The organism is Veillonella infantium, assembly GCF_002959895.1.
In the GTDB taxonomy this organism is placed as follows: domain Bacteria; phylum Bacillota; class Negativicutes; order Veillonellales; family Veillonellaceae; genus Veillonella; species Veillonella infantium.
In genome coordinates this window covers 87309-113441 of record NZ_PPDD01000001.1, presented here as the reverse complement: position 1 = coordinate 113441, position 26133 = coordinate 87309, and the positions used below count along the sequence as shown (strand labels likewise).

18 protein-coding genes are annotated in these 26133 nt (G+C 40.7%); 12 read left to right on the top strand and 6 right to left on the bottom strand.

What is annotated here, in order from left to right:
• Positions 1–123 precede the first annotated feature (123 nt).
• Positions 124–675: an SGNH/GDSL hydrolase family protein gene (locus VCHSUH03_RS00480; protein WP_105093666.1), complete on the top strand. Its 552-nt coding sequence runs from the start codon at positions 124–126 to the stop codon at positions 673–675.
• Positions 676–881: 206 nt separating this feature from the next.
• On the opposite strand, the gene VCHSUH03_RS00475 is transcribed toward VCHSUH03_RS00480, so the two are convergent.
• Positions 882–1859: a hypothetical protein gene (locus VCHSUH03_RS00475; RefSeq protein ID WP_105093665.1), complete on the bottom strand. Its 978-nt coding sequence runs from the start codon at positions 1857–1859 to the stop codon at positions 882–884.
• 342 nt (positions 1860–2201) lie between these two features.
• Here VCHSUH03_RS00475 and VCHSUH03_RS00470 point away from each other — a divergent pair, with 342 nt between their 5' ends.
• Positions 2202–5750: a PD-(D/E)XK nuclease family protein gene (locus VCHSUH03_RS00470; RefSeq protein WP_105093664.1), complete on the top strand. Its 3549-nt coding sequence runs from the start codon at positions 2202–2204 to the stop codon at positions 5748–5750.
• Complete coding sequence (gene addA, locus VCHSUH03_RS00465; RefSeq protein ID WP_105093663.1) at positions 5740–9597, top strand: helicase-exonuclease AddAB subunit AddA; 3858 nt, start codon at positions 5740–5742, stop codon at positions 9595–9597. Before VCHSUH03_RS00470 ends, addA begins: the two co-directional genes overlap by 11 nt.
• A gap of 164 nt (positions 9598–9761) precedes the next feature.
• On the opposite strand, the gene VCHSUH03_RS00460 is transcribed toward addA, so the two are convergent.
• Positions 9762–10709 carry a diacylglycerol/lipid kinase family protein gene (locus VCHSUH03_RS00460; RefSeq protein WP_105093662.1) on the bottom strand — a complete coding sequence of 316 codons (948 nt, stop codon included), beginning with the start codon at positions 10707–10709 and terminating at the stop codon, positions 9762–9764.
• Positions 10710–10925: 216 nt separating this feature from the next.
• On the opposite strand from VCHSUH03_RS00460, the gene VCHSUH03_RS00455 reads away from it, so the two are divergent.
• Positions 10926–11633 (top strand): GntR family transcriptional regulator, encoded by a 708-nt coding sequence (locus VCHSUH03_RS00455; protein WP_024064500.1) that lies wholly within the window; start codon positions 10926–10928, stop codon positions 11631–11633.
• A gap of 83 nt (positions 11634–11716) precedes the next feature.
• On the opposite strand, the gene VCHSUH03_RS00450 is transcribed toward VCHSUH03_RS00455, so the two are convergent.
• Entirely contained in the window at positions 11717–12106 is a 390-nt protein-coding gene (locus tag VCHSUH03_RS00450) for a helix-turn-helix domain-containing protein (protein WP_060924483.1), read from the bottom strand.
• A 152-nt stretch (positions 12107–12258) separates the two neighbouring features.
• Between VCHSUH03_RS00450 and crcB the strand changes: the two genes are divergently transcribed.
• The 3 genes from crcB to tnpA all read left to right on the top strand — a co-directional run bounded on the left by crcB (position 12259) and on the right by tnpA (position 14479).
• Positions 12259–12639, top strand: a complete 381-nt coding sequence (gene crcB / locus VCHSUH03_RS00445) for a fluoride efflux transporter CrcB (protein ID WP_105093661.1) — start codon at positions 12259–12261, stop codon at positions 12637–12639.
• A 177-nt stretch (positions 12640–12816) separates the two neighbouring features.
• Positions 12817–13797: a molybdopterin-binding protein gene (locus VCHSUH03_RS00440; protein WP_024064497.1), complete on the top strand. Its 981-nt coding sequence runs from the start codon at positions 12817–12819 to the stop codon at positions 13795–13797.
• Positions 13798–14014: 217 nt separating this feature from the next.
• Entirely contained in the window at positions 14015–14479 is a 465-nt protein-coding gene (gene tnpA / locus VCHSUH03_RS00435; RefSeq protein WP_043005932.1) for an IS200/IS605 family transposase, read from the top strand.
• A 249-nt stretch (positions 14480–14728) separates the two neighbouring features.
• Here tnpA and VCHSUH03_RS09595 read toward each other — a convergent pair whose 3' ends face one another.
• The 3 genes from VCHSUH03_RS09595 to VCHSUH03_RS00420 form a co-directional block, all read right to left on the bottom strand.
• Positions 14729–14863, bottom strand: a complete 135-nt coding sequence (locus tag VCHSUH03_RS09595) for a hypothetical protein (protein WP_277620744.1) — start codon at positions 14861–14863, stop codon at positions 14729–14731.
• A 322-nt stretch (positions 14864–15185) separates the two neighbouring features.
• Entirely contained in the window at positions 15186–16562 is a 1377-nt protein-coding gene (locus VCHSUH03_RS00425; RefSeq protein ID WP_105093660.1) for an S-layer homology domain-containing protein, read from the bottom strand.
• Between the two features lie 178 nt (positions 16563–16740).
• Complete coding sequence (locus VCHSUH03_RS00420) at positions 16741–18624, bottom strand: S-layer homology domain-containing protein (protein WP_241567115.1); 1884 nt, start codon at positions 18622–18624, stop codon at positions 16741–16743.
• Between the two features lie 524 nt (positions 18625–19148).
• Here VCHSUH03_RS00420 and VCHSUH03_RS00415 point away from each other — a divergent pair.
• The 5 genes from VCHSUH03_RS00415 to VCHSUH03_RS00395 all read left to right on the top strand — a co-directional run bounded on the left by VCHSUH03_RS00415 (position 19149) and on the right by VCHSUH03_RS00395 (position 25579).
• Positions 19149–19886 (top strand): (Fe-S)-binding protein, encoded by a 738-nt coding sequence (locus VCHSUH03_RS00415; protein WP_105093659.1) that lies wholly within the window; start codon positions 19149–19151, stop codon positions 19884–19886.
• Positions 19887–19898: 12 nt separating this feature from the next.
• Positions 19899–21344 (top strand): LutB/LldF family L-lactate oxidation iron-sulfur protein, encoded by a 1446-nt coding sequence (locus tag VCHSUH03_RS00410; RefSeq protein ID WP_105093658.1) that lies wholly within the window; start codon positions 19899–19901, stop codon positions 21342–21344.
• Positions 21344–22072 carry a LutC/YkgG family protein gene (locus VCHSUH03_RS00405; RefSeq protein WP_105093657.1) on the top strand — a complete coding sequence of 243 codons (729 nt, stop codon included), beginning with the start codon at positions 21344–21346 and terminating at the stop codon, positions 22070–22072. The genes VCHSUH03_RS00410 and VCHSUH03_RS00405 overlap by 1 nt, the downstream gene beginning before the upstream one ends.
• Positions 22073–22348: 276 nt before the next feature.
• Positions 22349–23740 carry a cation:dicarboxylate symporter family transporter gene (locus VCHSUH03_RS00400; RefSeq protein WP_105093656.1) on the top strand — a complete coding sequence of 464 codons (1392 nt, stop codon included), beginning with the start codon at positions 22349–22351 and terminating at the stop codon, positions 23738–23740.
• 285 nt (positions 23741–24025) lie between these two features.
• On the top strand, positions 24026–25579 hold the full coding sequence (locus VCHSUH03_RS00395; protein WP_105093655.1) for a nitrite/sulfite reductase: 1554 nt from the start codon (positions 24026–24028) through the stop codon (positions 25577–25579).
• Positions 25580–26133 lie beyond the last annotated feature (554 nt).

Below are 26133 nucleotides of genomic sequence, written 5' to 3'. Positions count from 1 at the left end.
AATTAGTATACCATAGTCAAACATGTAATTCTATAAAAAATGCATATAAAAATCCATAGTATGTATATTGTATATAATTGTCATTTTGTTATATGATTAATGCATAGTACAGGAGGTCTAGATATGGAAATTATCTGTTTTGGCGATAGCATTACCCGCGGTTATGATGTGCCTTATGGCCAAGGTTGGGTTGAAATTTGTGATGCATCTATAGAGGGTGTACATTTTACAAATTATGGTGAAGACGGCTGCTCCGTTCAGGGCATGATTTATAACATTGAAAAATGGCTACCAACAGCTGTAGCTGATTCCACGCGTCATATCTTCTTAATGTGTGGTACTAATGATATTTTGCAAGGTCGAGATAGTACATATGTGTTCAAGACCTTGGTGAAAGCTATTGAACTAGCGAGCACAAAGGGGAAGGTTATTATTGGTTTAGAAACACAAATCGATAGTGATATGGATGGACTCGACATTGTGGTGAGAGAGGTCAATGAACAACTGAAAGCCTATGCTGCAGAGCATGATTTGAAGGTTATAGACTTTTATACATCATTATACGAAGCGGATCAAATCGGCCAAATTGTCTTTGCCGGTGAAGTACATCCTAATGCAAGAGGCTATCGTTTGATGGCGTATAAAGCGTTAGAAGTATTTACAAGATTATCGTAAAAAAATAAATATAAGAATTCAATTGGTAAGATGCATAAAAAGAATTCAATTGGTAAGATGCATAAAAAGAATTCAATTGGTAAGATGCATAAAAAAGCCCCGAATGAGATACCTCATTCGGGGATTTAGTGATTTATATAGTCTTTAGGTGTGAAGGCTTGTAGCTTTCACCATTATAGTTAATTCGTAACGAATTATAGTTAGAATTAGCGAGTACGTGCGTTAGATACGCGAGCAGATTGTGCAATTGCGTATGCAGTACCTTTAACTAAATCGTAAGTATCAGCAGTGTTGCCAGATACTGTTACAGCTGCTACAGTGTCGTCAGTTACTGCGAACAATGCAGTTGCGTAAGGGTGTTGTGCACCATTTGGAACTGTTACAGCACCAGATTTAACAACGATGTAACGGTTGCCGTTGTTGAATACGTCGTAATGAGCAGCTTGTTTTACACCATCATAGCTTTCATTGTAAGCGAACAATGCAGCTACTTCACCGCCTGCTACTTGACCAGTTTGTTGCATGGAACGCAATTTAGCAGCTGCTACAGCTGTTGGTTGAGTCATGTTAACAGTGATACGCAAGGAGTTGTTGTTTACAACTGCTTCAGTGATTACGTTTGTAGAGAATACATTTGCAACGCCGTCGCCAGCACGGTTGTAGGAGCTAGCAGTTTTCACTTGGTAGCCGTTAGTGTATGCAGGCAAGTCGTAAGTGTAAGATTTGCCGTTCAACAACAAGTCGAATGCGTTTAATTGGTTAGTTTTATAACGGGAAACATATGCACTGCCGTTACCATTAGCTGTTACGGAAGTTACAGTTTCTTGGTATACAGGTTGGCTGTTAGTAGCGATAGGGTCCATGATTTGAAGACCTACAGCTGTTGTTTCAGGTGCTACGAAGATTGGATCGCCTAATTCTTTAGATACAGGCATTTGTTGAGCCATGTCACCTGCTGTGTAAGGTACCGCTGGTAATGGTTTGTAACCAGGGCGTGGTGCACTTGTTACGTAGCCAGATTGGTAAGCTGGTGTAGCCGCTTGAGGTGCTGCGTAAGTATATTGCTCTGCTGCAGCGCGTTCGTAAGCACGTGCATTAGCATCAACAGATGCTGCGAAAGCAGAGAAAGACATAGTTGTAGCTGCAAATACTGCAAAAGCAGCTGCTAAATGTTTTTTGTTCATAATAGTTCACTCCTAAATACATGATTTTTACAAATAACACAAATACTAACATGTATTATATATGAAATTCTGTTAATTGTAAATAAAATATAAATTTTTTTCTTAATTATAAACAAATATAATCAAATGAGTCAAATATTGTACAATTAGCTTAAATTAACCCCAGAATTAAGCACAGAATATCATATTACTATATAATAATACTTAGTATAATAACATATTATATCGAAAAAAATAGTTTTAGGCTATACCTAAGAACAAGAAATATATAAATAAGATGAAATTTGCGTATTATATAAATTATATAAACTGAGATGGTGAACGTTTCACTAGGGAGGTCTCATGAGTATTAGCGCCTATTATGGACGACCGGGATCAGGCAAGACGCGTGCCGTATATGAACGGATACGTCAAGTGATGACTGATTGTCCAGGGGAACCCATAATCTTACTCGTTCCTGAACCAGCTACGTATCGGGTAGAGCGGGAACTGGCAGAATTTATGCCTGAAAAAGGTTTTACTACGGTTCGCGTCGTAGGTTTTGGTCGTTTGGGTTACCAAGTATATCAATCCATAGGCTCCAAAGGAGCCGGTCAATCAAGCTTATCTAGTTTTGGCCGGTCTATGTTGTTGCGCCTTGTTATGAAACGAAAACAAAAGGAGCTAGGCCTCTTAGAACAGGCTACAAAACGGCCTGAGTTTTCTTCTGTATTGCAACAGCTTTTTTCTGAGTTTCGCGCATTCCGCGTTGGTCCTACAGACCTAGAACGTGGGGCGGAGTCCGTAAAAAATAAAGTATTACAAAAGAAATTGCGCGAACTTGCCATTTGTATGGCTGCCTATGAGGAGGAAATCAGTCGTCATGGGGAGCGCGATATCGATCCAATTATGGAAATCGTTGAGGCTTTGCCTCAATCTCCACTGATGGAAAACAGCCACGTCTTTATCGATGGCTTTCATTGGTTTACGCCGACACACTACGAGTTGATCTATACCTTGTTTGATTTGGCTAAGGAAGCCGTTATTACTATTGACTTACCGATGGCTCCGAAGGCGTTAAACCTCGCTCGTCGAGGGGAACATCTCTTTAGTCGTCCTTTAGAAATTTACGACACCTTAGTGGCTCGTTATGGCACTAGTATTAATTGGGTGGGTTTTGACGGCAAACGGGGCCCTCAAATCGTACAAGAATTAGAGTCTAATTACTTTACTAGTCCTAGCAAGCAAAATTCTACTGATACTACTGTTCAACTCATTCGTGGTTATAATAGAGAACGAGAAGCTGATGCGGTGGCTCGCCGTATTTTAGCCTACGTAGAATCCTCTCCAGAAGCACGTTACCGCGATGTATGTATCATGCTTCGCGAGTCAGAAACGTACGGGGATACCTTAGAAAAGGTCTTCGGTCGGTATGGCATTCCGCACTTTATCGACCGCCAACGGCCTATGAAAAACCATCCATTAGGCGAGTTGTTGACGGCACTCTTTGATATCGTGCGCCATAGCTACAGTCGAGACAGCATGTTCTTATTGCTTAAAACAGATTTGATGCCCCTTACCCGTGAGGCCGTAGATGAATTAGAAAACTATGTACTCGAGTTTGGTATCGACCATTATAAATGGGAACGTGAAAGCTGGCCCTATTTACGAGGCTTTCATGAAGGGCAAGATGAAGAAAGTCATGTAGATGCACCTCGTAGAGCTCGTATCAACAAAGCTCGGCAAACTATTATGGAGATTCTATCCCCATGGTTTGACTTTGCTGCTCATAGCGAAGGCCATACGGGGGCAGAATGGGGCGAACAACTTTATGGTCTCTTAGAAACATTGCAAGTGCCACAGCGCCTCTATGAATGGGCGAAGGACGCAGAAACGGTGGGCGATCAAGAGTCTAAAGCTAGCCATGAACAGATGTACAATGCTGTTATTTCTTTCATAGACGAAATCTCTATGGTCATGAAGGACGAAGTGTTGACACTGGATGAGATGATGTTGCTCCTCGAAGAGGGCTTGAGTGATGTAAATTATTCCATGATTCCACCATCCTTGGACCATGTGGTGATTACCACCATTGAACGTGGTTATAGCCAATGGTGGCCTAAGGTATTCGTCATGGGCCTCAACCAAGGCGTATTTCCACAAAGCATGGGCGATGAAGGGCTCATTAAAGATAAGGAACGTCAAGAATTGGCGGAGGCCGGTATAACCTTGGCTGAAGGGGCTTTGCCGAAGGCTTTCAACGAAAATTTTCTATTATACCTAGCTATGACGCGGGCGTCCGATTCTTTGACGCTGTCCTATGCAAGTTCTGGTGAAGATGGAACCGGCCTTGAGCCAGCTCTCGTGGTGAAACGACTAGAATCCCTTGGTTATGTAGACAAGGCGGTAGATATTCCACTCTCTATTGCACCTGATACCGAGGCGGATTATGTATGGCGACCTTTACAGAGTTTGTCCCTATTGTCTGAGCGCTGGGGTGCCCTCTTTAGTGGTCATGAGGTCAATCCATTGTGGTGGGGCCTCTATAACTGGGCTCGTGAAAGTGACACCTACCGTCCTCGTTTAGGGGAGGTGTCTCGTGGTATTCGAGATAATAATGATGTGCCGGTCATTACGAAGGATTTAGTGAATGGATTGTTCCTATCTAAAGGCTATATGTCTGGTTCTGTGACGCGTCTAGAGAGATATCAGCAATGTCCGTTCAAGTTCTATGCTCAATATGGTTTAAAACTAGAACCGCGTCGTGTACGTTCCTTTGGTGCTCCTGAAATTGGTACATTCCTTCACGCTAATTTAGAGCGTTTAGGTAATTATCTATTAGATAACAATAAACAATGGCGTGACCTTAACGAAGCGGATCAACAAAATTTGTGCCGCTCCGTGGCAGAAGAAATTTTACAAGAAAATCAGGGCGGCGAGGAAACGAGTGACGCCTACCAAAAGGCAATCGAGCAGCGTGTACAAAGAACATTACATGTGACGGTAGACCGCCTCGTAGAGTGGTCGAAGCGCAGTGATTTTGATACGAAATACTTAGAGCAAGATTTTGGCCGTCAAGGAGGCTGGGATCCGATTCGGGTGCCCCTTGGAGAGGATCGTTATTTACGCCTCATCGGTCAAATTGACCGCATCGATGAATATACCCGAGATGGTCAAACTTATGGTATGGTTATTGACTACAAATCGGGCGGCGCACACGTAACGGCGCAAGATGTATACTATGGCCTTAAATTGCAGCTCATGACCTATCTATTGGCGTTAGAATCCGCTTATGGCAAAACGCATGGTGGCTCCATGTCACCGGCAGCTGTGGTGTATTCCTATGTGAAAAATCCTAAAATTCCTGCCGATGCACCTATATCTTATGAAGATGCAGTATCTTTGGCTAAAGAAAGCAATGCATGGCAAAACAGTGGATACTTCTCTGATGATATCGAGTTGTTGACCCATATCGATAATAAATTTTTATCCTATGGATCTAAACGAGGACCTTATGTACCAATCGCTACGAAAAAGGATCAAACTATCTCTAGTAGGGATTTGCGCAAGGTTAAGAATCCAGGTGAATTTGACGTAATGTGCCGTTATACAAACCACGTAATGGCTGAAACGGGCCGTAATATTGGGGAAGGCCAGTTCCCTATTAAGCCATATCAATTGGATGGCTTTAGACCATGTACATATTGTGACTATCGTACTGTATGCCGTTTTGACTCTAGCCGTAATAAGTATAATTATCTGTCCGGCTTATCTGAAGATGATGCATTAGAACGGATGAAAGAGGCTCTAAACGACGGAAATAACAGTAGCGACGGAAACAACAGTAACGATAGAAATAACAGGAACGCTAAAAATAATGGTAACGAAGGAGGTGAATACCATGGGTGTTAAATGGACGCCAGAGCAAGAGTCTGCCATCATAGCTCCTAAGGACTCGTCCTTAGATAATCAAACCTTACTTGTAGCGGCAGCGGCCGGCTCAGGTAAAACGGCAGTTCTCGTAGAGCGCATTATTACGCGTCTTAAAGATATGGATAATCCTTTATCCGTACAAGAGCTCATGGTTGTAACCTTTACAAAGGCGGCTGCTCAAGAGATGAGTGCCCGCATTGGTTTAGCCTTGGCAAAAGCCATGGAGTCTACTGATGACGCGGCTATGCAAGAGCGCCTTGAACGACAGCTTAATCTGTTGCCGTCTGCTCATATTTCTACGTTGCACTCATTCTGCCAATGGGTGATTCGATCTTATTTCTATAAGCTGGATATTAACCCAACAGCTCGTATCGGTAACGAAGCAGAAATGGCATTGTTACAACAAGAGGTGCTAGCTGATTTATTGACTAAATCTTACGAAGAAGGTCTTTATAACATCTATGAATTGGCGGATTTCTTTAGTGATGATAAATCGGATGCAGGCTTAACGGCGAAGATTATGTCTTTATATAACTACGCCATGTCCCTTGCCAATCCTGATGGGTGGTTACGAAAAGCCTTAGAGCCTTATAAAGAGGCTATGACTGCAAACCCAAGTGATACTCTATGGGGCCAATATATGTGGGACAACCATGTAGCTGTTATCGACCGCATTCGCGAGCGCTTAGAGCGGATGGAGCAAATCTTGCTCGATCCAGTGGGGCCTCATAAATGGCAAAATATTTATGATAACCAACTAGCCGCACTAGGCATGCTTTCAAATGCTCAAACTTGGGACGATATGGGGGAAGCTTGTAAACATACGGATACCTTTATAAAAGACCGCTTTAATAAACTTGGAGAAGAGGTTGACCCTAGTTTACAAGCAGAGTTTAAATCCTTAGGTTCCCAAAATAAAGATGACCTCAAAGCGATACAAGCTGCTGTATTCACAGTGCCGGAAGCTACCTTGCAAGAGCAGTTCAAGGCTCAATATCCAATCATCGAAGGTTTAGTAGAGCTCACGATTGCGTTTCATAAGGCGTATCGGGATATGAAACAAGAACAAGGTATCATGGACTTTAGTGACTTGGAGCATCTATGTTTAGCTCTTCTTGTTGAGCCGGGCACAGAGGATAATCCTCAGCCATCCGATGTAGCGAAGGAGCTGCAAGATACTTTTAAAGAAATCATGGTCGATGAATACCAAGATACGAACGGCGTGCAAGAGACGATTATCAACTTGATTTCTCGCGTCGATAATCGGTTCTACGTAGGGGACGTGAAGCAAGCGATTTACAGCTTCCGTATGGCGGACAGTTCTCTATTTATGGAGAAATATAATACGTACGGCAGTACTGATGCGGTGGAGCGCCGTATCGACCTAGCAAAGAACTTCCGATCTCACGATAATATTTTGGCTGCTACGAATTTCTTGTTCTACCAAATCATGACAGAAGAGGCGGCAGAGCTTAATTATACTGAGGCTGAATCCCTCATTCCTGGCCGCATCGTAGAGGATGCGCCAGCAGATTGGGTTGGAGGCGACGTGGAGTTGCAGCTCCTCGATGTGAGTAAGGACACCCTCAGTGCTAGTGAAAGTGACGAGGACGAAGGGGACGACCCTGAAAATAACGAGCGTGAGTTAGATTTCATTATCCAAAAAATCAAGGAAATCCATACTGCCAAGAAGAAGGTGCAAAATCCAGATGGTACGTTCCATCAAATTGAATGGCGAGACTTTGCTATTTTGCGCAGATCCTTGGCTGGTTGGGGCACTCGTGCTGTAGAAGCCATGCGCCAAGCGGGTATCCCTGCGGTAGTAAACGAACGGGATGGCTACTTTGAAGCACAAGAGATTCAATTACTATTGGCATTGTTATCAATCATAGATAATCCGGAACAAGACTTGCCGATGGCTGCGGTATTGCACTCTGGTCTTGTAGGTCTTGATGCAAACGAACTAGGTGCACTGCGCCTATCTGGTGAGGGCTCTTTGTGGTCTCTCATGCCCGCCTATGCAGAAGAGGCTCAAGATGAGCGCTTATTAGCTTTTATTGGTCATATGGAGCGGTGGCGCACCTTGTCGCGTCGTCACGGTGTGACCGATTTGCTATGGGATATTTACGAATCCCAAGACTATGTAAACTATGTAGGTGCCATGCCAAATGGTCTCGTGCGCCGTGCGAACGTGCTCGCCTTGTACGATCGAGCAAAGGGCTATGAGGCCTCTGGCTTCCGTGGACTCTTTAGATTCTTGCGCTTTGTGGAAAGCTTGCGCGATAGCAACCAAGATATGCCACTAGCTAATGTGGTAAGCGAAGCGGATAATGTAGTGCGCCTCATGACCATCCATAAGAGTAAGGGCCTTGAATTCCCTGTGGTATTCCTCTCTGGAGTTCAAAAACGGTTCAATATGATGGATCTTCGCTCGGAACTCCTCATCGATAAAAATGCAGGACTTGGTCTTAAGGGCTATTTCCCAGATATTCGGGTTTCCTTCCCGACCATGCCGTGGTTTTACGTGAAAGACATTAAAGAGGCGGCCCTCAAGGCCGAGGAACAGCGTATTCTTTACGTAGCCTTAACACGGGCTAGAGATAAGCTGTTCATGACGGGCTTTGTGAAGGGGTTTAAGAATTCTGCAGGTAAACTATCTAGCCTAGGTGAGCTCATTAACAATGTTGCCGCTATAGAAGGGCAACAGTTGCCGACGGATATTATCACCCAAGCGAATACATATCTAGAATGGTTAATTATGGGCTTTACCCGTCATTTGGACGGTGGCAATCCATTGCGCGTAGCCATTGAGTACGAAGGGCCGACCTATTTTGATTTGCCTGATAAAAAGTGTCGCATTAAGGTGGAAATTCACGATGGTTCTCTCTATGGTGACCTCGATTACAAGGCAGATATCGATGAAACTACCATCAATAAAGTACGTGAATTACAAGCTGTTAATGCTGTGGAATTGCCACAGGAAATCGAAGACCGGTTCAACTATAGTTATCCGTATAGCGACGCTACGCGGCGCACGGCTAAGATTTCCGTCAGTGAATTAAAACGACGATTCCAAGAACGTGAAATTGAAGCAGGCACTATTGATACCTTGAACGAACCGATTGTAACGGTAGATACAGGCGCTAAACGAGCCGTTTCAGATGCAATCTTAGGTCAAGCTATTAAGCTAGATGTTCGTAATGCTGATCGTGACGCTACAAGTAATGTTGCTGTACCAACTATTACAGTTTCCGCTGATGATTTAGCTAATTCTGTATTCGGCCGCAAGCCGCAAGCATTACAGTCCGAAGAGGATGTGTTGACAGGGGCTCAATGGGGGACCTTGATGCATGAGGCCATGCAATGGCTACCTCTTGCGCAGTATACCCAATCTTCTTTAACAAAAGAGCTTGATGCACTTGTAACAAAAGGGACTTTCACAGAGGAAGAGCGAAATTTATTAAGTGATACAAGTTTATATAAATTCTTTAGTTCTGACCTTGGGAAGCGTCTTATCAATGCGAAACGTATAGAACGTGAATTGCCGTTTAGTATGCTCTTTGAAGGAAAACGCGTATATGACACCTTAGAGGATGGGGAGAATCTATTCCTTCAAGGTATTATCGATACTGCCTTTGAAGAGGACGGTGAATGGGTTCTCGTAGATTACAAGACGGACCGCGTCAAATCAGGGGAAGACCTCATCAAGCGCTATAAAATTCAAATGGATCTCTACAAAGAGGCCTTGCAGCGATTGACGGGAATGCCTGTGAAAGCATGCTATATCTATAGCTTCCGCTTGCACGATGCAATCATTATAGATTAGACTATAAGAATCGTACGATTGTCATAAGGCTATATGTATGCTAGTGTATAAATCTGTACAGAGGTAGCTTATAGTCCAGTAAATACAAAAAGCTCTCTATCCTTGGATAGAGAGCTTTTGTGCTAACTGTATAATATACTCAAATAAATTACCTAGATTGCCTCTTACAAGTCTATATACGGTAGTTTAGGCAAGTTCAAGGCCTTTTTCTTTTTGTGTTTTGCTGGTGCGAATACTTTCAGTACACGCGGCAATACTTCGATATCTACCGGCATGGATGGACCTTGATCACCGTCCATATTAGTAGGTAGATCACCGATATTAGATAATAACTCAATATGAGCCTTTTTCACGGTTAGTGTTGTTGTATAACGGGAGTTGTAGATGGCACCACTAATGATAAGTGGCAATACGCTTAGAATATCGAGGATGAAGTATTCCTTGAATATTATGATGCGCATATAACCATCGTCTACAGAGGCTTCAGGCATAAACCGTTCAAAGCTAGATACTACATTGGTGAGCAATGCCAATACGAGTGGTGATTTACAAATAAAATCATCATTCTCTGTTTTGATGCGGTATGTGTAATCCTTTGTTGTAAATAAGGCTTGCCCTGCGCGTAAGAAGTAGGCTAGAGGACCCAAGATGCTCTTTTCCTTTGGGGTAACCTCTTCGATTACCTTTGGAATAACACCGGCTGCGATATTATTGCAGAAATATTTATCATTGCACCGGCCAATATCAATAGTACGCGTTTGATTGATATCAATACGTTTGATTGCTTGTGTTGGATTTTGGTGAATACCAAGAGCGCGGGACATATCGTTAACAGTACCTACAGGGATAAAACCAAAGGTAGATTTGAATCCCCCTTGGGCAATACCGTTTACAGTTTCGTTTACGGTGCCGTCACCGCCCATGCAGAACACAGCATCGAATCCGCGTTCGCAAGCATCCTTTGCAAAACGTGTAGCATCGCCTTCACCGGTGGTGAATTTGACCTCGATTGTTTCGAATAAGGTGCTCAATTTCCATTGTAAATCGAGGGCATAACGGCGCGCCGCACCGCCACCCGATACAGGGTTTATGATTACCAAACAACGGCTCATGATTTAACTTCCTTACTTTCAAAAATGAGATATAGCTATTATCTATCGTTAAATTGACAGTCTTAGATGTGAGCTCTATAATTATATTATATGCACTAAATTACATATGACATATTTATTCAAGATATAAAATATATCGTACAATATATTATACTCATTTTAGCCGTTCTTTGAAAGTACGAAAGAGATGAAGGGATATAAGGTTAGGGGATATTAATGGGACGACAAGATTCAAAAGATAAATACAAATTGTCCGCTGTGGACTCCATTGAAAGATTACCGCTCAGTGAACAAGTTTATTTAACATTAAAAACAGCTATCTTAACAGGCGAATTGATGCCACAAGAAAAGCTTAACGAAGTAAAAATTGCAGAACAATTGCAAGTGAGCGCTACACCTGTTCGCGAAGCATTCCGTAAATTGGCGAAAGATAATCTCGTAGTTATTGTTCCTTGGAAGGGTGTTACTGTAAAGGCGGATACTCCTGAAGAGATTATTGCATTGTATCAAGTGCGTGAAGTAATGGAAGGCCTTGGTGCACGACTTTGTGCCCGTCATGCAACTGATGAACAAATTAAAGAGTTGCGTGAAATTTGTAAAGAAATGCATGAGATTGAAGAAGCTACAGAACGCGTTGAAGTAAACAGTCGTTTCCATACTATGATTGCTCATTATTCTGGTAATGAACGCGTTGTAGAATACTTAGCAAGCTTCCGTGAACGCGTTAACCGCGACATGTACATTAGCTCTTTTAATGCAGTGCGTACCCATGATTGCGATGATGAACATGATCATATCGTAGATGCTATTGAGCGTCATGATGAAGTGGCAGCAGAAACTGCTATGCGTCAGCATATTAATAATGCATTTATCTTCAAAAAAGCAAATGCTGAAGTACAACACAAAAAACTTAATGAAGTATAATGCCTATTGTTGGCATGCTTATGAAAGGCTCCGCCGTTGGCGGGGCTTTTTCTGTACGAGCGTTAATACTGTATTTGATTAGCTTAACTTAGCTTTGGCTTAACTTTAGTTAGCGCGCTGTTCCTCGTATGACTTAGAAATTCTAATCGTTTATAGTGTGACGTCAGATGAGCATTGCAACTTTTATAATCTATGATGCGCAACCTTACTAGCTGAGCTACATCAATTTGGAATGCTTGAGCGATTTTAAATAAAATTTCTAAAGACATGCCGGATATGCCTGTGCCACACTCTAGCTTGCTCAAATAACTGCGGCTAATCCCAACATGGCGTGCTAGCTCGTGTTGGGACATATTTAGAGATATGCGAATGTTGGCAATTTTATGACCTAAACATACATATTGATGTTGTAAAAATGGGTCTTCGTAGGTATTTATTCGTAGCTCAGTTAACGGTGTTGTTGCAGGCTTCATAGGGATTCCTTTCTTTTCCCTTCTCTCTAAATATAGTATACTGAGACTGTTGGTCGTTGACTAATATAGAAAACTAGATATTTATCGGTTATTTCAGATAATTACACGGATTGTGAAAATCGTAGGATACTACTGTAAGTATAGGAGGCAATATGGAAAAATACATTGCAGTTGCCATTGGTGGCGCAGTTGGTGCTTTGTGTCGCATGGCTCTTGGCGAATGGGTTATGACAAAGGTGAGTTCCTTTCCATATGGAACGATTGTAGTAAACCTCATTGGTTGCCTCATTATTGGCCTTGTACTAGGTCTATATATGCAAAAGCCAGATTTATCACAGTTGGCGAGGTTCTTCCTCGTTGTTGGTGGACTCGGTGCATTTACAACATTTTCAACCTTTGCCTTTGAAATGTTACAACTTATGATGGTTGAGTCTTATGTACAGGCTTTTTTCTATGGCTTTGTACAAGTTGTAGGGGGCTTAATCCTTTGCTGGATTGGCGTACTACTTGCGCGTATACTCGGTGCAATCTGATTTTACCGAATAAGGTGACTTGAGTTACAGCATAAATACATCTATTTTTATATGATTATTTGGTAAGATACATAGAATTGTTAGAATTTACATTGTATAGAGTTCAGAATTTAAAGTTTGAAGAAAATTTTGAGTATAATACATTACATAGAGTTCTAGATTATAAAGGGAGATATTATGAAATCCATTAGAACACAAGATGCCGTGGGGCATGCATTAATACATGATTTAGTACGCATTGTCATCGGAGAGGTGAAAGATACGCCATTCCGTCGTGGCCATGTTATTACGGAAGAGGATATTCCGAAATTACTAGACCTTGGTAAAGAGCATATCTTTGTGATGGAACCTGAGGATGAAGGATTCTTGCACGAAGAGGACGTGGCACGTGCTTTGTACAATATGGCAGGTGGCGAAAATATGCACGATGGACCTATGGCGCAAGGTAAAATCGAAGCTATTGCGGACGTAGACGGTCTCTTTAAAGTTGATGTAGATCGCTTACATGCTATTAATAGCATTGGCGAGCTTACTATCGTAACGAGATTTAATAATACACCGGTGAAAGTAGGCGATAAATTAGCGGGCATGCGTTGTATTCCATTGTTATTAGAGGAACAACAAGTGGAGGATGCAAAGAAAATTGCTAATGGCAAGCCTTTACTTAATGTAAAACCATTCGTACGCAAAACAATGGGCATTGTTACTACAGGTTCCGAAGTATTTGAAGGCCGTATTAAAGATGCTTTCACCCCAATCATTGAGGAACGTTGTGCAGAGTTTGGTGTAAATAAAGTAGCCCATGAAATCGTAACGGATAATACAGACGATATTGTGGCGGCTATCGACAAGGTAAAAGCAGCTGGTGCTGATATTATTTTCTGTACCGGCGGCATGAGCGTTGACCCTGACGATTTAACCCCAGGGGCCATTAAACGTTATGCAGATCGCGTAGTGACATACGGATTACCTGTATTGCCAGGTTCTATGGTTTGTATTGCTTACTGTGCTGATGGTACACCGATTCTTGGCGTTCCAGGTGGCGTATTGTTCAGCAAACCAACGGCATTTGATGAAATCTTGCCACGCCTCGTAGCAAATGATGAAATTACTAAAGAAGACTGCATTCGTATGGGACATGGCGGATTCTTAGGCTAATCCTTTTATAGAAGATCGAAAAACTATATAAGTCTATACAAAAAGCGGATAGATTTCATATCTATCCGCTTCTTGTTGTACGCCGAATAGGCATGACTAAACCCCCAGTTAAACTGGGGGTCGGTAAAAATTCTTAGAGAAAAGGAAAGAACCTCCTAGTGATAGAATGAAGTTGGTCTGGCAACCACAACATTTCAACATAGGAGGTTCAATGTCAATGAATGACGTAAAAAGCTTATCACATAGTAAATGGAGATGTAAATATCATATTGTTTTTGCTCCAAAGTATAGAAGACAAATAATTTACGGTCGGATAAAAGCTGATATAGGTAAAATCTTACGAGATTTATGTAAGAGAAAAAATGTAGAGATAATAGAAGCGGAATGCTGTCCGGATCATATTCATATGTTAGTAACGATACCACCACATTTAAGCGTATCGAGTTTTATGGGATATTTAAAAAGTAAAAGTAGCCTCATGATATTCGATAAACACGCAAATTTAAAATATAAGTATGGAAATAGACATTTCTGGTGTAGAGGATATTATGTGGATACGGTAGGACGATATGAAGGAGCGATAAAAGAGTATATTCGCAATCAACTACAAGAGGATATAGCGCAAGATACATTAAACTTTAAAGAATATACCGACCCGTTTACAGGTGAGCCAGTAAAATAGGCAAAATAAAAGCCCCCGAGTAGGGGGCAGCCAGTGGTAATAGAGTGGTTGTCAGATCATTCAATGCCCTCTTTAGAGGGCCACCACTAGAGAAAGACCCTTATAGGGTCAGAGCAAACCACCCGTTCTACGGGTGGTTATGATTTTATAGATTTAATAATAGTCTTATAATACATTTTGATGGGGATACAACAAAAAGCCGTGTAAGAACACGGCTTTTTATTATTTTTTATTATTGAGTTTATTTAATTATTTATTTGTTGTATCGTAGTAGTTTACGCGTGGAGGCAATGGGAATTGGATCGCTGCATCCGCTTTTACTGTCTCTGGTTCTGGTAATTCTACGACTACATTGTTTTTGAATTTCTTTTTGAAAGCTTTCACAGTGTCCTTTTGAACGGAGTCTGCTGTGATGATAAGAGCGCTTGTATCGTCATTAGGACGTATGGAGATGATGTTACCTTTTGGCTCTTTTGCTTTGTATAAATCAATAGCGTCAGATTGGTAATCTTCAAGTTGTGCTTGATCTTTAGAGGGCCACCACTAGAGAAAGACCCTTATAGGGTCAGAGCAAACCACCCGTTCTACGGGTGGTTATGATTTTATAGATTTAATAATAGTCTTATAATACATTTTGATGGGGATACAACAAAAAGCCGTGTAAGAACACGGCTTTTTATTATTTTTTATTATTGAGTTTATTTAATTATTTATTTGTTGTATCGTAGTAGTTTACGCGTGGAGGCAATGGGAATTGGATCGCTGCATCCGCTTTTACTGTCTCTGGTTCTGGTAATTCTACGACTACATTGTTTTTGAATTTCTTTTTGAAAGCTTTCACAGTGTCCTTTTGAACGGAGTCTGCTGTGATGATAAGAGCGCTTGTATCGTCATTAGGACGTATGGAGATGATGTTACCTTTTGGCTCTTTTGCTTTGTATAAATCAATAGCGTCAGATTGGTAATCTTCAAGTTGTGCTTGATTTAACTTGCCTTGAGCAACCACAAGAGCACTTTCAAGTTGAGGATCTTGTGTTTCAGCGATTGCATGAGCCACAGCATCAGCTTTTTTCTTATCTGTTAAAGAAGCATGTAATTTTCCACCATCCCAGAATAGGGCACCGTCTTGACGGAATTTAGTGAAGTCATTGCCATAGCCTAATGTTTTGTCGATAATAGTAGCTGTTTTGCTTTCTACTTGTTGTTTGAACAATGTATTGTGGAAGGCAAGTGCTTGCTCTGTTTGTGTCATGCGGTATGCAATCTCAGCTGCTTCAGCACGAGTTACATATTTTTCAGGGTTGAATAATGTGCCAGGAGCATAGTTTGTGAAGCCAAGGTATGCAAGTTCACGAACTGCGTCTTGAGCCCAAGGAGCTATGAATTTTTGGTCTCCATAAGCAATACTATCAAGTGCTGTTGGATCCTCTGTTGTGTATCCTAAGTAGTGAATGTAGTTGTCTGCTACTACAGCAAATTCTTGGCGAGACATATATTTTTCAGGTTTATATGTGTTATCGCCATAACCGCTGATAATATTTTTGCGCGCTACAGATTCGATGGCAAGAGCGGACCAACGATCAGATGTAATATCTTTAAATTTGCTAGATAAGAAGGCTGCTGTACCATCATCTGTGATGTTGTTGAAGAGAGCAGCTACTTCTTCACGAGTCATAGGTTGGTTAGGTCGGAATGTACCGTCAGAATAACCTTTCATAAGATTTGCTTTTGTTACAGTACTGATAGAGTTGGCAGCCCAGAAATCGCTAGGTACATCAGAGAAGATGTGGGCACGGATTTTTTGAATATCTTGAGGCGTACCAATAGATGTATTTACAACTATAGGTGTGGCAGCTTTAGCAGCATCAAATTTAGAAGACTCTACTTTAGTTGCTTCTACGTTAGTAACATCTGTTTTTGGTGTAACTGCTTTTGTATTGTCTACGGTAGACGCTTCAGCTTTAGTGGAGGCTACTGCAGGAGCATGAGTTGTAGTATTAGCAGAAACAAAACTAAGGCCTGTTGTAGCTAATAGTGTGCCTAAAACAAGGGCACGTAATACATAAGGGGTATTCTTGTACATAAAAATCCTTCCTAATTATGGTAAATGGCTAACGTTTTATAGCCGAAGAATATAAACTTTTACCAACAAAAAAATCTATATCCATTATATAGCGAATAATAAGGCATGCATAGAGATATAAACAAAGCAGCGTAATACTAAACGTATACGCTGCCTTGGCTGGTTGAGTGAACGCCGATTAGCGTTTTACTGTCATTTTTACTTTGGAACCGAATAATTTAGACATTCCTTGTTGAGTTTCTTTAGATGCAGTTGTTACAACAGCATAAAGTTGGTTGTTTTCTACATCAGGGAATGTAGCTAGGATAGTACCAGCTTTTTCATTTTTGTTGTAGTAGTTGCGGAAGTTCGCATCGATTGCATCGTATTCGGTTTGGCTGTATTGGGATGGCTCAACTACAACATAGTTGTTTACAGTGGAATCACCACGTGCAGCAAGGTTAGCTTTTACTGTGGAGATATCGCTATCTGTTTTCAATGCTACGTGCAATTGATTATCGCGCCAGTACATTACACCGTAATCTTGGAACGCTTCTTCTGTTTTATATGTTTTATTCAATTCATTGAATACTTTATCTTCTAAAGCAGCTTGTTGTTTTTGATCAAGTGCTTTTAAAGTGCTACGACGAACAGGGCGAACTGTGCGAGTAGGTTCAGTTTTTTGAGCTACTGCAGCATTTTTGTTGCCTTTTACATCTTTTTCAGCTTTTTTTGCATCAGCTTTTACTGTTTTGTCAGCTTTAGCTACATCTTTTTTAGCATCTTTGTTTACTTTAGATGCATCTTTTTCTGTTGTATCAGCTTTTTTTACATCTTCTTTTACAGTTGGCTCAGTTTTTGTTTCAGTTACAGTTGCAGTATGTTTTGGTGTTGCAAGGCCAGCACCGTTAAGCATGCGGTTCAAAATTGTAGCTGCTTGTGCTCTTGTTACAGGTTGTTTAGGGTTAAAGTTTTCTGTTGCCCCAGATGCTACAATGCCACGTTGTGCCATGTATTGAATATCTGCCAAGTAAGCAGAGGAAATGCTAGCTTCGTCTTTGAAAGTAACCTTTTCTGTTTTTACAGGTGTAGAAAGGTTTAACTTCTTAGCCAAGCTTGCTGCGGATGCTACGAATTGTTCGCGGTCCATAGTTTTACTAGGTGTGAAAGCTGTTTTAGATGTGCCTTCCATTACGCCTGCAGCACTTACTAATTTGATAGCGGAGCTGGACCAACGATCTGCTTCTACGTCAGAGTAGGAAGTAGCGGATTCTTTTGTTACGATATCAGCTAATTCTTGTTCGTTTAAGTTATGTTGTAATACTTTGCCGTAAATAGCAGCTGCTTGTTCACGAGTGATTTGAGCGCTAGGTTTGAATGTGTTATCTGCGTAACCAGAAAGGTAACCGGCTTGTGTCATTGCTTGGATAGCATCGCGAGCCCAGTTATCTTTAGTGTCAGGATATACACCAGCAGGTAAGTTTTCTTTAGCTTTTACAGCTTTTTTTCCTTCTACTTTAGCAGCATCTTCTTTAACATCATTTTTTACAGATGTATCAACGCGTTTAGCGTCGTTTTTTACAGAAGTGTCAACGCGTTTAGCATCGTTTTTAACGGATGTATCTACACGTTTAGCATCGTTTTTAACGGATGTATCTACGCGTTTAGCGTCGTTTTTCACAGATGTATCAACATGTTTTGCATCGCTTTTAACGGATGTATCAGCATGCTTAGCATCGTGTTTTACAACTGTAGTTGCATGTTTAGCGTCATTTTTAGCAGATGTACCAACACGTTTAGCATCGTTTTTTACGGAAGTATCAACGCGTTTAGCGTCATTTTTTACAGATGTATCAACACGTTTAGCATCGTTTTTAACGGATGTATCAACACGTTTAGCATCATTTTTAACAGATGTATCAACGCGATGTTCGTCAGATTTAGCAGCTACTTCAGCTTTTGTAGCTGTACTAGATACTTCAGATTTTACATGAGCCGCAGTTGTTTCGGCGTGAGCCATGCCGAATGTGGAACCGAGGGCTAATGTAATTGCCAAGGATAAAGATAATTTATTTAGTTTCATTGAAAAGGCTCCTTTCAAACTATACTTATATAAAATAAATTATAACACTTTTTAAATTTATACACTACTATAAGAAAATGTAATATATAAGGATAAAAATTACATGAATTTGAAATTTAAAGCCTATTTATATAAATATTCAATGAATTATAGGTAAATAACGATATGAGAGCTTTTGAAAATGCAAAATGATAAATATTCCCAAAATCTAGAATTTAAGGGACTTTTACAAGAATAATTTATAAATAAGGAGGTGTTTGTGATAAAATTCAATGTTTGTTATTACAAAAAGTCATAACGATATGGGAAATAAAAGGGTACATACTAATATAGCAATCCTTTGGACATTTTCTATATGATTAATTTATAATTATATCGATAAAGCTTTTGAATATTTATTTGAAAGCATAAGTAATGTTTCGGGCGGAAAATTATTGAAAAACTTTCACTAGAATTCTTGCCATAACACATACATATCAAAATTTTTTATTAGGTTAAGTACTAGAAAAGACGAGGACGATAATATGAAAATTCATCTTTTCCAACAGTGTTTGATTGACATGTTCTACCCACATGTAGGCATGGCTGGTGTAGAAGTACTTGAAAGATTAGGCTGCGAACTCGTAGTGCCTAAGAAACAAGTATGTTGTGGCCAAATGTTCACTAACTCTGGTTACAACGAAGCAGCTATGGATGCAATTAAGAATACAATCGAATGCTTCGAAAACGCTGAATATGTAGTCAGCATGTCCGGCTCTTGCGCATTTGCAATCCGTGATGAATATCATCATTTCTTGAAAGATCAACCTGAGTGGTTGGCACGTGCAGAAAAATTGAGCGGCAAAATTTACGAGTTCACTCAATTCATTACTGACGTATTAGGTGTAGAAGATGTAGGCGCACGCTTTAACGAATCCGTTACATACCATACTTCTTGCCACGTAACTCGTTTGATGGGCGTTAAAGAGCCTCCATTCAAACTCCTTAAAAATGTTAAAGATATCAATTTGATTGAATTACCACGTGCAGACCGTTGCTGTGGTTTCGGCGGTACATTCTCCGTTAAGAATCCTGAAATTAGTGAAGTTATGACACGCGAAAAAGCATTGGAAATCGCTGGCACAGGTGCTAACGTTATTTCCGGTTCTGACCAAGCGTGCTTGATGAACATCGCTGGTATGCTTGACCGTCTTCACAAAGAAGGCGAAATCGATCGCCGTATCAAAGTAATGCATATTGCTGAAATCTTAAACTGCCGTTAAGGAGGAGACGACATGGCACTTATATATGACAATCGCCCCTATAAAACACGTATAAAAGAATGTTTGGCTGACGATTTCAAAGTAGCAGCTATCAAAAAAGCACAAGACGTGTTTTATGATAAACGTAATACAGTAGTTGCGGACGTTCCTGAATGGTTAGATTTCCGCGCAGAAGCAGCTAAACTTCGTGATCACGTTCTTAACAATTTGGATTACTATGTAAACCAATTCGCTGAAAACGCTGAAAAAGCTGGTTCTAAAGTTCACTTTGCATTCGACGATAAAGAAGCAACTCAAATCGCTTTAGATATTCTTCGTGAACGCGAAGCTAAAATGATCGTTAAATCCAAAACTATCTTAACTGAAGAAATTGGTTTGAACGAAGTTCTTGAAGAAGCTGGTATCGAAGTAAACGAAACTGACTTGGCGGAATTCATTTTGCAAACTGCAGTGAGCCCACCATCTCACATCGTAGTACCAGGCCTTCACTTTGAACGTCATAAAATCCGCGAAATCTTCGCTGAAAAATTAGGTTATACAGGTACTGAAAACCCTACTGAAATGACTCACTTCGTACGTGGTTATGTACGTGAACGCTTCTTGAAAGCTGACGTAGGCGTTAACGGTTGTAACTTTGCAGTTGCTGCATCCGGTACTTGTACTATCGTTTCCAACGAAGGTAACGGTCGTATGGCTAGTTCCATTCCTAAGACTCAAGTAATCTTCTTAGGTACAGAACGTATCGTTCCTGACTTCAAAGCTCTTGACGTAATGATGGAAATGTTGAACCGCTCTGCAGTAGGTGCTAAAATTTCCAACTACTTCTCCATGATGACTGGTCCTGGTCGTGCTGGCGAAGCTGACGGTCCTGAAGAAACTCATATCATCATTATCGATAACGGTCGTTCCGGTATCTTAGGTGGTACATTCCAAGAAATGTTACGTTGTATCCGTTGTGGTGCATGTATGAATATCTGTCCTGTATACCGTCACATCTCTGGTCATGGTTATGGCTCCGTATATCCAGGTCCAATGGGTGCTGTATTGACTCCATTGTTCAAAGGTTACGACGTAGCAGGCGATCTTCCATATGCTTCCACATTGTGCGGTGCATGTACAGAAAACTGTCCAGTAGCTATTCCATTGCATGAATTATTGATGGAACACCGTCATATTATGGCTGACATCGAAAAAACTCGTCCGAAAGCAGAAGAAGCAATCTTTACTGCAGCGGCTAAGATGTTTGGTAACTCCACATTATTCGACCTTGGTACAAAAGCTGGCGCTATCGGCATGAATTTGATTAGTAACAAAGAAGGCAATATGCCTACATGGACTCAAGCTATTCCAGTTATGAACGGCTGGACTAAATCTAAAGAAATGGGTACATTGAAGTTCAAGAAATTCCGTGACTTATATGCTGAACATGAAAAGAACAAGAAGAAGGAGAAAAAATAATGGATGAAGCTAAACGTAAACAATTTATTGCACGTTTATCTCGTGCATTAGGCCGTGATCAAGAAATGTGCCCTGCATTTGTAGAGGGCTTTGATTACAGCCATGGTCCTCAAGAAACTATGTTCAAAGATTTGAATCAAGATCAAATTTTGACAATGTTTAAGGAACAATGTCAACGTGTTGGTACAAAATTCGTTGAAACTACACCTGATAAATTAGGTGAAACAATTTTGGCAGCTATCGAAGACTGGGGCAATGGTAAGATTGTATTCCCAAGCACTCCAGAAGTAGACGAATATAAATTAAAAGAATTATTCGAACAAGATGCAGCTAATAATGGCGGCACTCGTACATACTTCCAATGGGACCCAGCTAAAGGCCGTGAAGAATGTATCTCCAACACTGCCAATGCAGATATCGGTATTACATTCCCATACTGCGGTATTGCTGAAACAGCTACTGTAGTACAAGCATCTGGTGAAGAATCTGGTCGTGCTATCAGCTTGTTGCCAACAACACATATTGCTGTATTGTACACTGATACAATCAATCCACGTATGACTCAAACTATGGAACATTTGGCTGAACGTTATCATAACGATCCATCCAAATTCCCTACAAATATCTGCTTGATTTCTGGTCCATCCCGTACGGCTGATATTGAGTTGGTTACTGTAGATGGTGCTCATGGTCCTATCCAAGTAACTTACGTTTTGGTTAAACGCTAATACATTAACTAGGTATAGCTATAACTGAATAATTTTAAAGGTGATCTTCCTTAGGAAGGTCACCTTTTTTATATGTGTTAATTTCTATTATGATGTAGAGCTCTCTTGGAACTGTATAGGCACCTGTAGAGCTATGGAGATTAACGTGTTTATGGAGCTTGCAGATTCTGCATAGATAAACTTATAAAATTTGAATTGTTTTACTTGTAAAATTTTCGATATATGCTATACTTAGTTCATAACCTATTATTGTGATATGAATTAAAGAGGTGTATTATGAATATTCCATTCTTTACAGATTACCTCATGTTAAGCAATCCACTAAGTATTGGTATTATCGCAGTGTTTGTACTTGCGTTAATTGGTATTTATGTGTTGCAACGCAAGGGCACATCCTTCGGTAATCTCGTTATTATTGGTACCATTGTTGGTGCCGTACTCGGTATTGCAGTTCAAATCATTGCGGGCTTCCCAGATGATCCATCTAAAGTAGTTTACATCAAGGAAAGTACTAAATGGTTCTCTCTAGTGGGTGGCGGTTTCATTGATTTGATCCGTATGCTTGTTATTCCTATTGTATTTATTTCTATCGTCCATGTTATCTTGCACATGGAGGCGGGTGCTAACCTTAAAAAGTTAGTAGTTGCCATGGTATCTACAAACCTTGGCATGGTAGCTGTTGCTGCTATCGTAGGCCTTGTTTTGGGTAATGCTTTCGGTTTAGGTCAAGGGTTCGATATTGTAGAGTCTGGTAAAAAGATTCGTGAAATCAAACCAATGGTTGATACATTCCGTGCATTGATTCCAAGTAATCCAATTCAAGCAGCTGCTGAAACTAATGTTATTGGCATCGTAGTATTTGCTATTATCTTGGGCAGCGTTGCTCGTTTGTTGAAGAAAACAGGCACAAATAGCATGGAAATCTTCACTAAGTTATTTGATGAACTTCATCAATTGATTTCTTGGGTAGCAGACTTCATTATTGGTCTTATGCCATATGGCGTAGTTGCATTGTTGGCATCTACATTGGCAACACGTGGCCTGCAAGCTATCTTAGATATGGGTCTCTTCGTAGTATTGCTTTACGTTGGCCTTTTGATTATGTTCGTTGTTCAAGCTATCTTGATTGCTAGCTTTGGTTACAATCCGATTACATACTTCAAAAAAGCAAAAGCTCCGCTCTTGTTAGCTTTCACATCCCGTTCCTCTATGGGCGTATTGCCATTGACTGTGGAAACATTGACAAAACGTCTTGGTGTAAATGCTACAACAGCTAATACAGTAGCATCTTTCGGTACTACTGCGGGCATGCAAGGTTGTGCCGGCGTATTCCCAGCACTTGTCGTTGTATATATCTCTAATGTAGCAAATATTCCATTCGATTTGACTATGTACATCATGAGTGTTATTGTTATCGCAATCGGTTCCGTTGGTATCGCTGGTGTTCCTGGTACAGCTACAATGGCTGCATCCGTATCCCTTAGTGGTACAGGCCTTGGTGCGTACTTCACATCCATTAGCCCAATCCTTGCTATCGATCCATTGATCGACATGGGCCGTACATGCTTGAACGTATCTGGTTCCTTAACAAATGCTCTCGTAGTAGATAAAATTATGGGCACTATCGATAAAGACGCCTATAACAATCCTAATGAAGGTCGCGTATAATCCTCAAGTGCAGGATATGACTTGAACTAGTTAATCTAGTACCGTTACTATAATTTCAGAACTTAACATAAGAGAACAGCTTTCGAGCTGTTCTTTTTTTGTACGATTAGGATTTTTCATAACTCTAATTAGAAGTGATTATTATTACAGATTGTAAAGAGTATTATTTGTAATTGATATTAAAAATGTGAGCTTGGCTACTAACATACGTATGCGTATATGGTATACTTACCATTACAAAGTTCTGTATTATGCTTAATAAATATAAGCCAAGAGGGTAATAGTATGATTACACAAGAATTGAAAGATCGATTAATTGCAGATTATCCAAAGTTTGAAGATATGACGCACAAATTCTATAAGAAAGAAATGTCTATTGCGGACTATAAAGGCCAATCTGGTGCTTATGGTAGTTACGCTGAGCGAGGTGCTAACTCCGGTATGAGCCGTTGGCGCTTTAATGGGGGCCGTATGACACGCGAGCACATGCAGTTCTTAGCAGATGCTATTCGTAAATATAACTTACAACACGTACATTTCACTACCGGCCAATGCTTACAAATGCATGGCCTCGATGGCGATACAATTTTAAACCTCTATACAGAATGCTATGACCATGGTATCTATAATCGCGGTGCTGGTGGAGACAATCCGAATGTAGTGGCTAGTATTTTGCGCGGTATTGATCCTCGTGAAACCCTCGACATAACGCCGTATGCAACGGCTATTAGCGAGTTCCTTTTAGAGCAAATGTTCTACATCAAAATCCCTCGAAAGTTTAAAATGGGCATCGACAATGGCTTTGATAGCACGCCTCATGCTACATTCAAGGACCTTGGTTTCAATTTAACGAAACATAATACTTTTGATGTATACGCTTGTGGTGGTATTGGCCCAAATCCTCGCATTGGTATTCCTGTGGCACATGATGTGCAACCTGAGGATGTATTATATCATGTGAAAGCTATGCTTATGGTTTTTGCTAACCATGGCAATTTCAAAAACCGCGGTAAGGCTCGTACCCGTTACATGCCTGCTGAAATGGGCGGGGCTGAAGCTTTCATCAAGACTTATGAAGAAACATTGGCAATGGTGAAAGAAGTTGAGCAATTAACCATTAATCCAGCTGACTATGCGTATGAAATTACGAAAACAGGTAAGCGTGATAATTCTGTGGAAAATGATCGTATTCATCGTCAAAAACAAGAAGGTTTATACTATGTAGAATACCATCCGGCAGGTGGCGATGCTAATGTAGAACATCTATTGGCTGCTCTCGACTATGCAGTAACACTGGATCAAGTGGAGGCTCGTATTGCGCCAGACCAAGCATTGTTCTTCATCAACCTTACTGCTGATGAGGCTCGTAAAATTGCAGAATTAACAGATGACAGTGCAGAAAATGACTTCCGCCGTTCCGTATCCTGCGTAGGCTCTACAGTATGCCAAATTGGTATGCAAGACTCCAATGGCCTTTTGAAAGACATCTTCGGACACCTTGAAGAAAAAGGTGTAGATACAAGTAAACTACCTCGTTTACACATCTCCGGCTGTCCACACTCCTGCGGTACACACCAAATCGGCGAAATTGGATTCCATGGTGCTGTAAAACTAGTAGATAAGAAACCTACAGTAGCCTTTATCCTCGTAGACGGTGGCTCCGAACACATGGGTTCTGAAAATTTTGGTAAAATGGCAGGTAATATCGTAGCTACAAAAATTCCAGAATTCTTAGAAGCCTTGGCTAACATTCTAAACGAATCTCCAGAACCAGACTTTGGTACCTGGAGAATGACACACAAAGCGGAATACATGGAACTTATAAAAGCATTTGAGTAAATGTCTTTTCCGCTTGTGATGGGGCCCGGTTAGATTGCGACAACTCAATAAATAATAAAAAGAGTTCCCTCTTTGCTCCGTTCTTCGCAAAGTCGCTGCATAGGGAACTCTTTTTATTATTTGAGCGCCTGCTATTAACTAGTCCCATCACAAGCTACATATGATATTTACTCAATATGCTTTTGTGTGATGGGGGAAGTGTTTAGAAACGTAGGTATCTCCTTGCTCCGGCCTTCGTAAAGTTGGTGCAGAAATACCTAGTTTTATTTTTATAACACCTGTTGTGAAACAGTCCCATAGCAAGCGACTAAGTTTCCTCCATATATTCCGAACTCCCCACCACAAGCTGCAGTAGATATTTACTCAATATGCTTTTTGTGGGGCGAGGGAAAGAACGCTAAGTAGTTTTGACTAAATTAGGCTTAAAACTAACCCGCGGACTAGTCTCAGGCTAGTCCTTCCCACAGGGTGGGCGTGGCGCTACTACTATAAAGTTTATTATAATGTGTGAAATCAAGGTGTTTTGTGAGTTTTATTTTAGTGATTAATTGTAA

Excerpts from the sequence above, each read along its gene's own strand:
- VCHSUH03_RS00475 (WP_105093665.1), bottom strand. The coding sequence starts at position 1,859 with ATGAACAAAAAACATTTAGCAGCTGCTTTTGCAGTATTTGCAGCTACA.
- VCHSUH03_RS00415 (WP_105093659.1), top strand. The coding sequence starts at position 19,149 with ATGAAAATTCATCTTTTCCAACAGTGTTTGATTGACATGTTCTACCCA.
- VCHSUH03_RS00410 (WP_105093658.1), top strand. The coding sequence starts at position 19,899 with ATGGCACTTATATATGACAATCGCCCCTATAAAACACGTATAAAAGAA.
- tnpA (WP_043005932.1), top strand. The coding sequence starts at position 14,015 with ATGAATGACGTAAAAAGCTTATCACATAGTAAATGGAGATGTAAATAT.
- VCHSUH03_RS00460 (WP_105093662.1), bottom strand. The coding sequence starts at position 10,709 with ATGAGCCGTTGTTTGGTAATCATAAACCCTGTATCGGGTGGCGGTGCG.
- VCHSUH03_RS00420 (WP_241567115.1), bottom strand. The coding sequence starts at position 18,624 with ATGAAACTAAATAAATTATCTTTATCCTTGGCAATTACATTAGCCCTC.
- VCHSUH03_RS00455 (WP_024064500.1), top strand. The coding sequence starts at position 10,926 with ATGGGACGACAAGATTCAAAAGATAAATACAAATTGTCCGCTGTGGAC.
- VCHSUH03_RS00400 (WP_105093656.1), top strand. The coding sequence starts at position 22,349 with ATGAATATTCCATTCTTTACAGATTACCTCATGTTAAGCAATCCACTA.
- VCHSUH03_RS00480 (WP_105093666.1), top strand. The coding sequence starts at position 124 with ATGGAAATTATCTGTTTTGGCGATAGCATTACCCGCGGTTATGATGTG.
- addA (WP_105093663.1), top strand. The coding sequence starts at position 5,740 with ATGGGTGTTAAATGGACGCCAGAGCAAGAGTCTGCCATCATAGCTCCT.
- VCHSUH03_RS00425 (WP_105093660.1), bottom strand. The coding sequence starts at position 16,562 with ATGTACAAGAATACCCCTTATGTATTACGTGCCCTTGTTTTAGGCACA.
- VCHSUH03_RS00395 (WP_105093655.1), top strand. The coding sequence starts at position 24,026 with ATGATTACACAAGAATTGAAAGATCGATTAATTGCAGATTATCCAAAG.
- VCHSUH03_RS00470 (WP_105093664.1), top strand. The coding sequence starts at position 2,202 with ATGAGTATTAGCGCCTATTATGGACGACCGGGATCAGGCAAGACGCGT.
- VCHSUH03_RS00450 (WP_060924483.1), bottom strand. The coding sequence starts at position 12,106 with ATGAAGCCTGCAACAACACCGTTAACTGAGCTACGAATAAATACCTAC.
- VCHSUH03_RS00405 (WP_105093657.1), top strand. The coding sequence starts at position 21,344 with ATGGATGAAGCTAAACGTAAACAATTTATTGCACGTTTATCTCGTGCA.
- VCHSUH03_RS00440 (WP_024064497.1), top strand. The coding sequence starts at position 12,817 with ATGAAATCCATTAGAACACAAGATGCCGTGGGGCATGCATTAATACAT.
- crcB (WP_105093661.1), top strand. The coding sequence starts at position 12,259 with ATGGAAAAATACATTGCAGTTGCCATTGGTGGCGCAGTTGGTGCTTTG.